A 13,992-nucleotide genomic window follows, 5' to 3' on the forward strand; every position below is an offset into this window, starting at 1 on the left:
GGCCTCGCGGGCGACCTCCGCCGTGCGGTCGGTGCTCGCGTTGTCGACGACGAGGACCTCGACGCGACCGAGCACTCCGCGATGCGCGCCGACGTGGCGACGCAACTCGCGCAGGGTGCGCGGCAAGCGGCGTTCCTCGTTGTACGCCGGAATGACGATCTGCAGCATCTGACCCTCCCAAGCCGTCTGCTCATACGTCCCCTTCCCAGAGAACGTGTGAAATGAGCTGCGCCACCCCTGAGGGGCAGGGCGCAGCCGACGACCTACTGGTCCGAGTAGCTGTAGAGCTTCTCGTTGCTGACAGGCTTGTGCTCACCCTGGGCGGCGTTGACGCCACCGACGAGGACGACGGTCGAAGCCAGTGCTCCGACGACAGTTGCGATAATCGTGTTCATGCGCAGGCCCCCTCCCAAAGGCCGGCACAGAGCACCCACTCCCCATGACGATCATGATGTGTGATGCCCGTTACTCCCTCCACGAAGTATCACGGCCGCCCCAACGAAAAGCAAAAGAAACGCCAACAAGTGACCGATCGTCACGAGGATCTCCCGCTGCCTAGTCATTTCGGGCCATGCGGAACGGGACTCCACGGCGACCTGTCCCTGGTCTGACACGTCGATCAGTTCCAGGCCCGAGGCGTCGTACACGGTCCTTCCGGCGGGTGGGACGACGTCGACCATCCCCTTCTCGACCAGGACCCAGCGCACTCCGAGGTCCCTCAGCGCGGCGGCCGGATCGTCCTGCGCCAGGGCATCGTCGACCGCACGGACGCGCGGATCCTCGGCCGGCACCTCGCGACCCTCGAGCCGCACGGTGTCGTCGACCAGGACCTGCCCCGGCAGGATCCGCGGGGCCGGGTCGAGCACGGCGCGACGGTGGTTCCAGTCGAACCCGCGGTAGGAACCGGCCCACGGCAGCACCACGGTGGCCTCGTCGGAGTCGATCAACGCCGCCACCTCCGTCCACGCCTCGGGGTACGACGACCGTTCCAGCTCCCCCGCGGCGCCCCACGCCAGGCTCGGCAGCAACAGCAGCGGCGCCACCACGAGCAGGGCGACCGCGCTCCACAGCGCCTGTGTACCGGGCCTGATCCGCGTGCGGAGGGCCGTGACGGCGTACGCCACGCCCACCGCGAGAACCAGGCCGAACGGCGCGAGATAGCGGTGGGAGTCGCGCAGCAGGGCGAGCCCCGGGAGCCGCGCCCCGAGAGACTCCATGACGTCGGCACCCACCGATGTCACCGGGGCCAGGGTGACGGCGAGGGACACGGCGCCAATCAGCGCCCAGCGCGAGCGGTCGGTGCCCGTCCGCCACAGTCCGGCGAGGGCCGCCACCGAGAGCAGGCAGGCGAGCAGCACCAGCAGCGCGCTGGTCCGCTCGCCCGGCAGGATCGAGGTCTTCCAGATGCCACCGAGCGAGAACACGCTCGCCACGACACCGGCGCCCGACTCGGCGCGCGCCGCGAAGGCGGCGAAGACGCCGTCGGTGGTCACGCGCGCGGACTCGGCGGTCAGCGCCGGAACCGCCCACGTCAGGTTGGCCACCATAGCGATGCCGACCGGGCGCCACCATCCGCGCCAGTTGCGATCGAGCCCCAGCGCGAGCAGCACCCCTGCGGCCATCGCGCCGCTGGAGGGACTGCAGATCGCCGACAGGACGAGCGCCACGGCGGCGGGTGCCCAGTCCCCCGGCTCCCCACGGCGCAGGCGCACCGCGGCGAGCGCGACCCACGGCAGCAGGAAGTACCCGAGCAGGATCGCCCACTGGCCGATCAGCAGGCGTTCGTAGACCCACGGGTTCCAGCAGAACAACATGATCGCGGCCGCTCGGGCGAACCACGCCTGCTCCCCCACCAACCGCGCGACACCGAGGCCACCAGCGAGGAATCCCCCCACCAGCAAGGCCTTCTGCACGAAGTCGCCCGGCACGACCTGCGTGACCAGCGAGACCAGGGCGTCCATCGGCACCGCCCGCGGCAGGGCTCCGTCCATGCCGAGCCAGGCCGCCTTCCAGGGCTGCTGCGGCACGAACACCATGTCCCCGACGAGCCAGAAGCCGCGACCTGCCAGCAGCGGGCCGAGCACCAGGAGCGTGACGGCGAGGACGCAGGCGAGGTCGCGGCGGCGCTCGGTCATCGGCCGGTCATCGCTTCGCCACCGCGACGGGCAGCCCGACGTCGACGCCGGTCACGCACACGGTCGCACGCCCGTCGTTGCTGAGGTCGACCTCGCTGACCAGACCCGGGAGGTCCGGCAGGACCAGCCACACCTCGTTCGGCCCGCGGCGCGCGAGGAACGACTCCTGCCAGTCCCCCGCCGCGACCCGGACCGTCGACTCGTTCGCCGAGTAGTACGAGAGGCGGACCGCCAGCCGTCCCTCGACGGGCAGCTGGAACGGCACGGCAACCGTGTCGCCACCGACCTCGTAGCCACAGTCGCGGGCGGGGCCGGGCCGTGCCGACACCACCCCGTCGAAGACGAGCGGCTTCAGGTGGCCGTCCTCGTCGACGACCCGCATCCGCGGCGTCGGCTCGTCGAAGGCCGGGTTCTCGGGCAACGGTCCGAAGATGTGGGAGTAGCGCGAGTCGTCGCCGACCAGCGGCAGGACCAGCTCGGCCGGCGCCAGCTCGTCGAAGATCACCTGGGTGGGGTCCATCGCGAGATCGGCGCGAAGGTTGGCCACGAACTCACGGTCGGCCTTGTTCTGGAAGTGCGGCACCTGCAGCGCCGTACCGAAGCAGCAGGCGACGCCGTACCCGCCCACCAGGGCACCGACGGCCATCGCGCGCGCCCGTGGCCGGGCGAACAGGTCCAGGCCCAGCCAGTCCGGGCCGCCGCGCAGCGCGAGGGCCGTGCAGAGGACCGCCGCGTGCAGGATGTCGGAGGAGTAGCGGGGATCGAGGCCGATGACCGGGCCGAAGGCCGCACGGCCGGACAGCAGCAACGCCGTGTCGGCGACGAGGTAGCCGACGAGCACGGCGATCGCCCAGCGGCGAGCCGGGCCACCGCGCCACAGCAATGCCGCCACGACCAGCGCGACCAGCGTGAGGCTCACGACCACGACCCACGTGTCGGGTCGTACGGCGCCGCCCTCGATCCGCCCCGCCCACGGTCCGCCGGTCAGTCCGACCGCCGCGTTCTGGCCCAGGAATGACCACGAGACACCGAGCAGCTGCGACGGGGTGCCGCCACCGCCCTCGACCGAGGTCAGCTGGCTGTGCACGACCAGGAAGGCGATGCCGACGACCGCCACACCGACCCACAGCCACAGGAACTGGCGCAGGGCCGCGACCACGCGGCGCCATCCCCGGGCCTCGTCGGCGAGAGCGACCGCGACACCGAGGAGGAGCGGCGGGATCAGCACCGCCCGCTCGTGCCAGAGCAGCCCGACCAGGGTGATCACGACGATCCCGGCGAGGTGCGGCAACGCGCGCCCACCCTGCTTCCACCGGATCAGCAACCACACGGCGACGAGCGAGCACAGGACGTGCGGCCACAGGAACATCGACGCGCTCCACCACAGCGTCGAGACCAGCGTCAACGGCGCCCACGCGAACATGGCGAGCAGCACCACCCGCGACCAGCGTCCGGGCAGCAACCGGCTGAGGATCAGCCACATGACGACGACAGCGGTGATGTTGACGACCAGGATCCCGATCGCCAGCACCGGCCAGTCGTACGGCGTCCCGTGGGCCACCAGCCACAACGTCAGCTGCTGCAGCGGGTTGACGTGACCGGCGAAGTCCCGGAAGAGGTACTCCCAGGTCAGGTCGGACTCGGCGGCGCGCCCCGTCATGTAGAAGTCGTCCTGGTTGAAGTACGACCCGGACAGCAGGATGGCGCGCACCACGAGGGTCACGGCGATGACCCCGAGCGCGGCCAGGCCCTGGCCGCCGCGCCACGCAGCCCAGCGACCGGTCATGGGGTCACCGCCCTGCGTCGTCCCTCGGCCGGTCGGTGCACGGGCGTGCCGAGCACGACGCCGGCCAGGACGCCCACGGCCAGCGCTGCGCAGATGTCGGCCGTGCCGGCAACGAAGCCACCGCCGTTCAGTGCGTCGAGTGCACCCGACGCCAGGAGCAGCGCCGCTGCACCGACGACCGCCGACAGCATTCGTCGGCGCGGCAGGAGGCTGCCTGCGACGAGGCCGAGCGCGGCGAACGGCCCGAGGAACAGCAGCGTCACGACCAGCGCCCCGACCACCCAGGTGCGACCCGGCTGGCCGGTGACCGGCCAGGGGCGCGGTTCGTCCACGACGGCCCGGCCACGGCGACCGGACAGCAGCAGGAGCAGGCTGGCGAACCCGGCGAGCAGCACCAGTCCGCTCACGGCGAGGCCGACCGGCAGCACGACGTCGTACGTCCGCTCGGGGGTGTACCGCAGCTGCACGGAGGTCTCCTCCCCGGCAGGCAGCACCCAGCCCTGTTGCCAGCCGTCGACCCGCACCGCCGTCAGCGCCTTCCCGTCGACCTCTGCGCGCCAGCCCGGATTGAAGTTCTCCGGGAGGTGGAGCAGCGAGGCGGGGCCGCCGGCAACGGACAGGGTGCGTCGACTGCTCCCCCACTGCTCGATGCGCACCGTGCGGGCGCTGACCGACCCACCATCGGCCTGCGTCGGCACCACCGCGAGGTCCAGCAGCTCGAACTCCGCGTTGGGCGTCGCCACCACGTGGTGGTCACCGCCGTTCAGCGCCAGCGCAGGGGAATCGCCGCCCACGTCGTCGACGTCGCAGGCCTCGAAGGAGAGCGGGCTGCCGTTGACGACGTCCGCCATCGTGCCGGTCACCCTCGTGGGAATGGCCCGTCCGTCGATGCGCAGCGGCGGACCGAAGCCACACACCGCTCCGGTCGGTGTCTCTGCGAAGAAGGGCCGGGTGACGTCGGCTCCACTCAGCTCGATCTCGGGTACGACGACGTGCGCGGCACCGGGGGCCTTCTCGAAACGCACGCGCAGGGTGCGGGTCCGCACCGGTTCGATCGCGACGGCCACGTCGTTGGTCAGCGGCACCCGTTGCTCGCCGTCCCCGACGCCGACGACCGCGGCCACCGGAGCCTCGTTGGCACCACCCGAACGCACCGTGAGTGCCGTGATCGTGCGGGGTTCGGGCCACTCGAACACGAGCGTCGGATAGAGGTCGGTGTTGTCGGACACCCAGGCCGTGGTGGGTTGCCCGTCGTAGGCGAAGCGCCCCGCAACCTTGGGGTCCTGGCCGTAGGAGGACGTTGCGGTGACCGACAACTGCCGCTCGATCGGGTCCAGCAGGCGAGCGGCCTCCGGCGTACCGCGGGCCACGACGTGACCGGACAACCGCACCTGCTGGTCGCCGTCGGTGGCGAAGGTCCGGTCGAGCCCACCCTGCTCCTCGGCCGTGCGCACCCGCGCCACCTCGCAGTCCGGCGCGGCGAGGGCGATGTTGCAGGCGCGCCGACCCGGCGTCACCGAGAACTGCACCGGCGCACCGCGCGGCACGACGCCCGGCAGCACCGCCGTACGACGGGGCACGAGACCGCTGACGGAGACCTCGCGCAGTCCGACACGTGCCGAGCGCGCATCGGTCGCCGCTTCGACGACCCGGATCTCGAGGCCGTCGACCGTGCTGCCGTCGAGCTCGACGACGACGGGGGCACCGCTCGGCGAGACCTTCGCACGCACGCGCTGGTCGCCGGCCACGACCTCGATGGTGCGGATCGGGACGACCTGGGGGTCGTCGGCGACGGGCGTCACGGTGACCTCGCGGATCGCTCGCTCACCGTCGAACCGCAGCCGGAGCCACTGCTCGTCGGCCGCCCCGACGATCGAGCTGACCCACTGGGTGTCGAGGTTGCCGTCGATGGCGGCGTACGGCGCGGACTGGAGGGTCACCGGGCCGTAGTTGTCGGCGTAGCCCTGCGCTGTCGAGGCGGTGACCGAGGTGAGGCCGTGGTACTTCGCCACCACCTGGTCGCGTCCGGGGCCGGCCGGGAAGTCGTGGGTCGCGCGGTCCAGGCGCCACGGTTCGTCCTGTGTCATCAGGGCCGAGATGCCCTCGTCGTTGTTCCCGAACGCGCGCTCGCGGCGCTGGTTGCTGTCGGTGACCACGTCGGCGAGGGCCTTCCACCCGGGTTCGCCCTCGAGCACCGTCGGGCGCTGCGCGTCGACGAGACCTGCTGACTGCAGCCCCAGCACGCTCTCGGGTGCTCCCCGGACCGTCGCGACATCGTCCAGCGCAGCCACCCGCACCGCCGAGAGGCGTCGCGGTACCTCGAAGATCTCGACGGCCGACTCACCGCTGTCGGCAGTGCCGAACCCGGCCACCCGCTCGAGGCCGGCCCGCGCGAGCGAGACCGCGGTACCGCCGGGGTGCGGCGAACGGGTGTTGTTCCGCAGCAGATCGCGGCGCAGTACGACGTACCGGATGTCGACGCGCGCGAGCTGGTCGACCAGGGCCTCGGTCGCCCGGCCGGTGGCGATCATCTGGTCGAGCGCAGAGAGATAGCGGATCGACTCCCCGGGGATGAGCGGGATCTGGCTCCGGGTCACGGTGCTGGTCCCGCCCAGGATCACCAGGGGCTCGTCGATCGTCCATCCCCAGTCCTGCAGGGCGAAACTCGATCCGGGGACGACGAGTGCGCGACTCCCGGGGCCGGGTCCGTCCGCGGCATCCGCCGCCTCGAGGTAGTCCCGCGCCTCCTGCCACGGCGCCGCGATGGTGTCCCAGCCGGGCGTGCGGGCGTCGTTGGCGAGGTACGGCTGGCCGAGCACCAGCACGAGCAGCAACGGGGAAAGGAACAGCAGGTCGCGACCTGGTGCCACGCGGGGACGCCAGGCCACGAGGCGCTCGACGGCCCACACCACCGCGCACCCGAAGCCCAGCGCGAGCGGGAGGCGGACGAGCGGATCGATCTTGTGGACGTTGCGGAAGATCTGCAGGGCGCCGTCCAGCAGGTTCCGCACGACGTCCGCCGAAGGTGCGCCCGCGACACCTCCGTGGGCGACCGTGATGCAGGCGAGCCCGAGGACGGCGGCGAACATCAACGGACGCTTGATGTCGCCCGGCACCTGGGTGAGGCCCGCGAGCCCGATGCCGGCCACGACCGCCGCCACGACGATCAGCACCGGCTCGTTGGTCAACTGGTACATCGCCGGCCACCACGGCTGGTCGCCGGACAGCAGGTATCCGAGCCACGACGAATCGCCGCGCGCGGCCTCCGACCATCCGATGAGCGACGTCGTGTCGCCAGCGCTCTCGACGTACTCGTAGAACGGCGGGGTGTAGCGGGCCAGCACCAGCAACGGCAGCGCCCACCAGAGGCACGCGGCGCCGACCGACGCGAACCACCCCACGACGAAGCGCCGGTCGGTCAGGCCATGGCGCGCGCCCCACAGGACCAGGATCACGGCGAGCGGGAGGCAGGCGGCGGTCTCGACCGCGTTCACGCCGCCCATGCAGACGATCGCGGCGCCGCTGAGCAACGCCGTGGGCCAGGGCCCGAGTCGACCGCGCAGGTGCAGGACGACCGGGAGCACGAGCCACGGCATCACCGCACCGGGGAGCGACTCGGCGGTCTGGACGGAGACGGTGCCGAGCAGGCGTGGGGAGAAGGCGAACACGGCGCCGGCGAGCAGTGCCGGAAGGTCCCCCATCCCGATCGCGCGGGCGACCCGGCGAGCGCCCTCGCAGGCAATGATCAGGATCAGCGCAGACCACAGGCGCTGGCTGATCCAGTCCGGCATGCCGAGCACGTCGGTGAGCACGAACCACGTGCCCTGCGGGAAGAGGTAGCCGTAGGCCTGGTTCTGGAACTCACCGAAGTTCGATTCGGGGTGCCACAACGTGAAGGCACCGGACAGGAAGTCGCCCGGGCGCTGGGTCAGCTCGGCGCGGGTGTCGTAGGTCGTCGACCCGGGCTGCTGCAGCAGCATGAAGATGGTGATGACGGCGTAGAGCACGCTCACCACCGCGGCTCCCCTGACCGACTGCTCCGGCCTCTCCCTCATCCCACCTCCTCCGTGGCGGAAGTCACTGTATGCGGGGAGGGGGTCCGGTTCCGCGGCAAGGGCAGGCCACGCCCTAATCTGCTCATGTGACGACAACCGCCGAGGTCTCGGGCTCTCGACTGGTCCGGCTGCTGCGCAGCACCGCGGGCATCGCCATCGCGATGGCCGTGATGAACGTCGGCACCTACGCCTTCCAGATGGTGGCGGCGCGCATGCTCGGCCCCAGCCAGTACGGCGCCGTGGCGAGCATGATGGCGCTGCTCATGGTGCTCTCGGTGGTCCAGCTCGGCCTCCAGGCCACCGCGGCCCGGCGGATCTCCGCGGAGCCCGACGACGTCGGCGCGATCGAGCACACCGTGCTCCTCACGACGTGGCGCGCCGCCGGTGTCCTTGGCGTCCTGGCGGTGGCTGCCTCCCCCGCGGTGTGGCAGCTGCTGCGTCTCGACGGCCTGTGGCCCGCGATCCTGCTCGGCCTCTGCGTGATCCCCGTGACGGTGATGGGTGGGCAGGCGGGCGTGCTCCAGGGCGAACGGCGCTGGCTCCCGCTGAGCATGGTCTACCTCTCCGTCGGCGTGCCCCGGGTCCTGTTCGGCGGCGCCTTCATGCTCGTGTCCCCCACGGAGACCAGCGCGATGCTGGGCGTGCTCGTGGCCTCGTGGTTGCCGGTCGCCGTCGGCACCTGGGCGCTGAAGCACCCGCGCGCCGACGACCAGATCGACCACCACGACACCCACGTCCGCCGCGACGTGCTCCGCGAGACGCTCGGCAGCTCGGTCGCGCTCCTTGCCTTCGTCGCCCTGTCCAACCTGGATGTCGTCGTCGCCCGCAGCATGCTGGACGAGCACGACGCCGGGTTGTACGCCGGCGGCCTGATCGTGACCAAGGCCGTGCTGTTCCTGCCCCAGTTCGCCGTGGTGATCCTGTTCCCGTCGATGTCGACCGAGCACGAGAGCCGCAGCGCGGTGCTCAAGGGGCTGGCGTTCCTGACCGGCCTGGGCGCGGCAGGCGCCGCGGCGACGTACCTGCTCTCCAGCCTGGCCCTGGTCTTCATCGGCGGCGACGACTACGCCGCCGTGCAGGACAGGCTGTGGCTGTTCGCCGTCCTCGGTGGACTGCTGTCGGTGCTCCAGCTGCTGGTCTACGCCGGCCTCGCCAAGCGCGGCCGCGCGACGAAGTACCTCATCGCCGCGGGCGTCGTGGCGCTCATCGGCGTCGGTGCGACCGCGGACAGCGTCACCGCACTGGCGGTGACGGTCGCGGTCGTCGACGGTTCAGTCGTCGCCCTGCTCGCGGTGCTCCAGATGTTCCGGCACCGGCGGGAGACCCAGCAGGTCGCCTAGTGCGCGGCTTCGTGCCAGGAACGGCCCGTGCCGACGGAGACGTCGAGCGGGACCGTGAGGTCGGCCGCACCGGCCATCTGCGCACGGACCAGCGCGTCCAGCGCCTCGCGCTCGCCCGCGGCGACCTCGAACACGAGCTCGTCGTGGACCTGGAGCAGCATCCGTGACTTCAGCCCGGCGTCCGCGATGGCCTGTTGCGTGCGCAGCATCGCCACCTTGATCAGGTCAGCGGCCGAGCCCTGGATCGGCGCGTTGAGCGCCATCCGCTCGGCCGACTCGCGGCGCATCCGGTTGTCGCTGGTCAGGTCGGGCAGGAACCGGCGACGACCCATGATGGTCTCGGTGAAGCCGGTCCGCCGGGCCTCGTCGACCACGCCGCCGAGGTAGTCACGGATGCCACCGAAGGTCTCGAAGTAGTCGTCCATCAGGCCGCGCGCCTCGCCGGGCTCGATCCCCAGCTGCTGCGAGAGCCCGAAGGCGGACAGGCCGTAGGCGAGGCCGTAGTTCATCGCCTTGATCTTGGCCCGCATCTCGGGCGTGACGTCCTCGGGCGCGACCTCGAAGACCCGGGACGCCGTCGCGGCGTGGAAGTCGTGACCGGACCGGAACGCCTCGATGAGCAGGGCGTCCTCGGAGAGGTGCGCCATGATCCGCATCTCGATCTGGCTGTAGTCCGCCGTCAGCAGGCATTCGTAGCCGCTGCCCACGACGAAGCCCTCACGGATCCGGCGGCCCTCCTCGGTGCGGACCGGGATGTTCTGCAGGTTCGGCTCGGTGCTCGACAGCCGGCCGGTGGCTGCGATCGTCTGGTGGAACGTCGTGTGGATCCGGCCATCGGGCTGGACGGTCTTGAGCAGGCCCTCGATCGTCTGGCGGAGCCGGATCACCTCGCGGTGCCGCAGCAGGTGGTCGAGGAACGGGTGCGGGTTGGTCACCGCGAGCTTCTGCAGGGCATCGGCGTCGGTGGTGTAGCCGGTCTTGGTGCGCTTGGTCTTCGGCATGGCCAGCTGGTCGAACAACACCTCCTGCAGCTGCTTGGGCGAGCCGAGGTTCATCTCGCGGCCGATCACCTCGTAGGCAGCCTCGGCCTCCTTGCGCACCTCCTCGGCGAAGTACTGCTCCAGCCCCTCGAGCTGCTCGATGTCGACGGCGATGCCGGTCTGCTCCATCGCGGCGAGCACCGCGACCAGCGGCAGCTCGACGTCGGTGAGCAGCCGCTCTCCCCCGGCACGCTCCACCTCGTCGGCAAGCTCGACCGACAGGTCGAGCGCCGCGCGGGCGTGGACCATCGCGCTGCGGGCGACACCACCCTGGCCGGACTCCTCCTCGAAGAGGACGCCCTGGTCGACGTCGGTGCTCTGCTCGAGCTCGCGGTGGAGGTAGCGCAGGGTGAGGTCGGCGAGGTCGTAGGAACGCTGGTCGGGCGCGACGAGGTACGCCGCCAGCGCGGTGTCCTCGGCCACGCCGGCGAGCTGCCAGCCCTGGGCCGCGAGCGCCAGGCCCTGGCCCTTCGCATCGTGGAGCACCTTCGGTCGAGTCGCGTCGGAGAGCCATGCCGCGACCGCTGCGTCGTCGGCCGGGGTGAGCGCCTCGACGTCGAGGTACGCCGCCCGGCCGTCGCCGAGCGCCAGGCCGATGCCGTCGGCGCGACCCGTGCCGCTGCCCCACGTGCCGCGCACTGCGACGCCGACCGTCTCGCCACCCACGGCGTCGAACCAGCTCGCGACCGCATCGGGCGCCAGGGTCTCGCCGTCGAGCTCGATGCCGGGCTCGACGACCACGTCCTCGGCGGGCGCGACCACGTCGAGGATCCGGGTCCGCAGCTCCCCGCGGAACTCCAGCTCGTCGAGGAGCGCGAGGGCCGCGGTGCGGTCCCACTCCTTGCGGACGAGGTCATCCGTCGTGACGCCGAGGTCCAGGTCCCGCACCAGCGCGTTGAGCCGGCGGTTGCGGATGACGTCGCCGAGGTGCTCGCGGAACGCCTCGCCCTTCTTGCCCGGGATCTTGTCGGCCTCGGCGATCACGTTGTCGAGGCCGTCGTAGGTGTTGATCCACTTCGCTGCGAAGCCGGCACCGACACCGGGCACACCGGGCAGGTTGTCGGAGACCTCGCCGACGATGGCGGCCAGCTCGGGGTAGCGGTGCGGAGGGACGCCGTACTTCGCCTCGACGGCGGCCGGGGTCATCCGGGCCAGGTCGGACACGCCGCGCATCGGGTAGAGCACCGTCGACCGGTCGGTGACCAGCTGCAGCGAGTCGCGGTCTCCGGTCAGGATCAGGACCTCGAGGTCACTGTCGGCCAGCGTCTGGGTGACCAGCGTGGCGATCAGGTCGTCGGCCTCGAACCCGTCGAGCTTGAGGAACGGGATCGAGAACGTCGCCAGCATCTGCTCGATGAGCGAGAGCTGGCTGCGGAACTCGTCGGGCGTCTTGTTGCGCTTGGCCTTGTACTCGGAGTACTCCTCGAGCCGGAAGGTCTGGCGCGAGACGTCGAACGCGACGGCCACGTGCGTGGGCTGCTCGTCGCGCAGGACGTTGACCAGCATCGAGGTGAATCCGTAGACGGCATTCGTGTGCTGTCCGGTGGCGGTCGAGAAGTTCTCCACCGGCAGCGCGAAGAACGCGCGATAGGCCAGCGAGTGGCCGTCGAGGAGGAGCAGGCGCGGACGACGCTGAAGACTGGTCTCTGGCACCCGGCGACTCTACCGAGGCCGACCGACAGGGGCAGGCCTCGGTCACCGTCGCTAGGGTCGGACCATGACGAACGACCAGGACCTTGCCCAGTTGATGCGCGACAACATGGGTGCACTGAACCTCCGCATGGGTGTCGAGCTCGTCGAGGTCAGCCCCGATCGGGTGGTCGGGACGATGCCCGTCGAGGGCAACACCCAGCCCTACGGCCTCCTGCACGGCGGCGCCTCGGTCGTCCTCGCCGAGACCCTCGGGTCCGTGGCGGCCGCGCTGAACGCCGGCCCGGACCGGTTCGCCGTCGGGACCGACATCAACGCCACCCACCACCGCTCCGCGCGCCAGGGCGTGGTGACCGGAGTCGCCACGCCGCTGCACGTCGGACGCAGCATGTCGAGCTTCGAGATCGTCATCACCGACGAGGACGGTCGCCGGGTGTGCACCTCGCGCATCACCTGCGCCGTGCTGGACCGCGACCCCGGTCCGAAGAACTGAGTCAGGGCTGGTCGGTCCCGGCGACGGCAAGCCGCTCGGCCCGGGAGCGACGCATGGAGCGTCGCGCGGCCAGGACCTTGCTGCGCCCGTCGACACCGGGCTGGACGCGCTGGGGCGACAACCGCGCACGCAGGACCGCGGCAGGAGCGATCCGGTACATCGCGGCCGGCGCGAGACCGAGCCGCGCCATGAACCGGTTGTCGTCGCGCGAAGCGTGCGGGATCGCGGCGACGACGTGCAGGATGCCGTTCTCCTCCGCGAACGCGGTCGCTGCCTCCATCAACGTGTGACCGACGCCGTGTCCGCTGAACTTCTCGACCACCCGCGGCTGGATCGCCTGGACGCACGGCTCCAGGTTCAGCGGCGTCAGCGTCGTCATCCGCAGGTGTACGGCGCCCGCGAGCTGCCCCTCGTACTCGACGACCACGACGCGGTGCTCGGGTGACACCAGACAGTTCTTGATGATCAGCTCGACATCGGCGACCTGTTCGGACCGGTCGGCCCGACGCACGACATCGCTCCACAGCTCGGCAAGCGCCGCCGCGTCCTGGGGGGTCGCGCTGCGCGTCGTCAGCGAATATCGGCTCACCTGTGGCTCCTGCCTTCCTCACCCCAAGACGGGAACCGCCCTGCGACGTGCGGTCCGGTGGCCAAGAGTACGCCCCCGGGATTGCGGCGAACAGGCCGATGGTCACGATCGTGGAACAACCACGTTTCGGGACCCTCAGGGCAGTGCGCCAGCGGAAGTAAAGTCCTACAGTGCGGCCATGCACAAGTCACGACTTCCTGCCCTGGCCCTGACGACCCTTGCCGCCCTCGCGCTCGGCGCGTGCGGCTCGGACGACAGCGGCAAGACCGATTCCGGCGCCGACGTGGTCAAGGCCGGCACGCTCACGGTGTGCTCGGATGTCCCCTACCCGCCCTTCGAGGACTTCGACACCTCCAGCGACAGCGGCTTCAAGGGCTTCGACGTGGACATCGTGGACGAGGTCGCCGACCGCCTCGACCTCGAGCTGTCCATCAAGGACTCCGGCTTCGACGCCCTCCAGAGCGGGCAGGCGCTCAACGCCGGCACCTGTGACCTGGCGGCATCGGCGATGACCATCACCGACGACCGCAAGAAGAACCTCGACTTCACCGACGGCTACTACGTCTCGAAGCAGTCGCTCCTGGTCCCGGCCGGCAGCGACATCAAGGGCATCGGCGACCTCGACGGCGTCAAGGTCGGCGTCCAGCAGGGCACGACCGGCAAGACCTACACCGAGGAGAACGCCAAGGGCGCGAAGGTCGTGACCTTCCCGAGCGACGCCGAGATGTTCCAGGCGATCAAGGCCGGCCAGGTCAAGGCGCTGCTGCAGGACCTGCCCGTCAACCTCGACCACGCCAAGGACGGCAAGTACGAGGTCGTCGAGACCTTCGAGACCGACGAGAACTACGGCTTCGCCATCAAGAAGGGCAACACCCAGCTCGTCGAGGACATCAACGAGGCCCTG

General features: G+C 70.9%; 10 protein-coding genes. 3 read left to right on the plus strand and 7 right to left on the minus strand.

From position 1 onward, the window contains the following. From ACOADB_RS14435 to ACOADB_RS14455, 5 genes are all read right to left on the minus strand, one after another. A partial coding sequence (locus ACOADB_RS14435; RefSeq protein ID WP_378599954.1) for a glycosyltransferase occupies positions 1 to 168 on the minus strand: 168 nt, incomplete at its 3' end. Between the two features lie 95 nt (positions 169 to 263). Further along, a complete protein-coding gene (locus tag ACOADB_RS14440; protein WP_272902622.1) occupies positions 264 to 395 on the minus strand; it encodes a hypothetical protein in 132 nt (43 codons plus the stop codon). A gap of 51 nt (positions 396 to 446) precedes the next feature. After that, positions 447 to 2,135, minus strand: coding sequence for a hypothetical protein (locus tag ACOADB_RS14445; RefSeq protein WP_378599835.1), 1,689 nt, complete (start codon positions 2,133 to 2,135; stop codon positions 447 to 449). Between the two features lie 7 nt (positions 2,136 to 2,142). Continuing rightward, complete coding sequence (locus ACOADB_RS14450) at positions 2,143 to 3,921, minus strand: hypothetical protein (RefSeq protein WP_378599837.1); 1,779 nt, start codon at positions 3,919 to 3,921, stop codon at positions 2,143 to 2,145. Beyond that, the gene (locus ACOADB_RS14455; RefSeq protein WP_378599840.1) at positions 3,918 to 7,976 is read right to left on the minus strand and encodes an alpha-(1->3)-arabinofuranosyltransferase domain-containing protein; all 4,059 of its coding nucleotides are present in this window, start codon (positions 7,974 to 7,976) and stop codon (positions 3,918 to 3,920) included. The genes ACOADB_RS14450 and ACOADB_RS14455 overlap by 4 nt, the downstream gene beginning before the upstream one ends. Before the next feature lie 86 nt (positions 7,977 to 8,062). On the opposite strand from ACOADB_RS14455, the gene ACOADB_RS14460 reads away from it, so the two are divergent. Next, positions 8,063 to 9,316 (plus strand): lipopolysaccharide biosynthesis protein, encoded by a 1,254-nt coding sequence (locus ACOADB_RS14460; RefSeq protein ID WP_378599842.1) that lies wholly within the window; start codon positions 8,063 to 8,065, stop codon positions 9,314 to 9,316. Here the strand turns inward: ACOADB_RS14460 and polA are convergent. Continuing rightward, positions 9,313 to 12,009: a DNA polymerase I gene (gene polA / locus ACOADB_RS14465; protein WP_378599845.1), complete on the minus strand. Its 2,697-nt coding sequence runs from the start codon at positions 12,007 to 12,009 to the stop codon at positions 9,313 to 9,315. The two genes, ACOADB_RS14460 and polA, sit on opposite strands and share 4 nt — an antisense overlap. A 64-nt stretch (positions 12,010 to 12,073) precedes the next feature. Here polA and ACOADB_RS14470 point away from each other — a divergent pair, with 64 nt between their 5' ends. Continuing rightward, entirely contained in the window at positions 12,074 to 12,499 is a 426-nt protein-coding gene (locus ACOADB_RS14470; protein ID WP_378599848.1) for a hotdog fold thioesterase, read from the plus strand. Between the two features lies 1 nt (position 12,500). On the opposite strand, the gene ACOADB_RS14475 is transcribed toward ACOADB_RS14470, so the two are convergent. Next, on the minus strand, positions 12,501 to 13,088 hold the full coding sequence (locus ACOADB_RS14475) for a GNAT family N-acetyltransferase (RefSeq protein WP_378599850.1): 588 nt from the start codon (positions 13,086 to 13,088) through the stop codon (positions 12,501 to 12,503). A gap of 178 nt (positions 13,089 to 13,266) precedes the next feature. Between ACOADB_RS14475 and ACOADB_RS14480 the strand changes: the two genes are divergently transcribed. Further along, positions 13,267 to 13,992, plus strand: a 726-nt coding sequence (locus tag ACOADB_RS14480; protein WP_378599853.1) for an ABC transporter substrate-binding protein, incomplete at its 3' end; no start/stop codon positions are given.

Origin of the sequence: Nocardioides sp. CPCC 206348 (assembly GCF_048654705.1) — a bacterium.
Lineage (GTDB): Bacteria > Actinomycetota > Actinomycetes > Propionibacteriales > Nocardioidaceae > Nocardioides.

Bases quoted from the DNA above. Each gene is read 5' to 3' on its own strand.
- ACOADB_RS14440 (WP_272902622.1), bottom strand. From the start codon at position 395: ATGAACACGATTATCGCAACTGTCGTCGGAGCACTGGCTTCGACCGTC.
- ACOADB_RS14445 (WP_378599835.1), bottom strand. From the start codon at position 2,135: ATGACCGAGCGCCGCCGCGACCTCGCCTGCGTCCTCGCCGTCACGCTC.
- ACOADB_RS14450 (WP_378599837.1), bottom strand. From the start codon at position 3,921: ATGACCGGTCGCTGGGCTGCGTGGCGCGGCGGCCAGGGCCTGGCCGCG.
- ACOADB_RS14455 (WP_378599840.1), bottom strand. From the start codon at position 7,976: ATGAGGGAGAGGCCGGAGCAGTCGGTCAGGGGAGCCGCGGTGGTGAGC.
- ACOADB_RS14470 (WP_378599848.1), top strand. From the start codon at position 12,074: ATGACGAACGACCAGGACCTTGCCCAGTTGATGCGCGACAACATGGGT.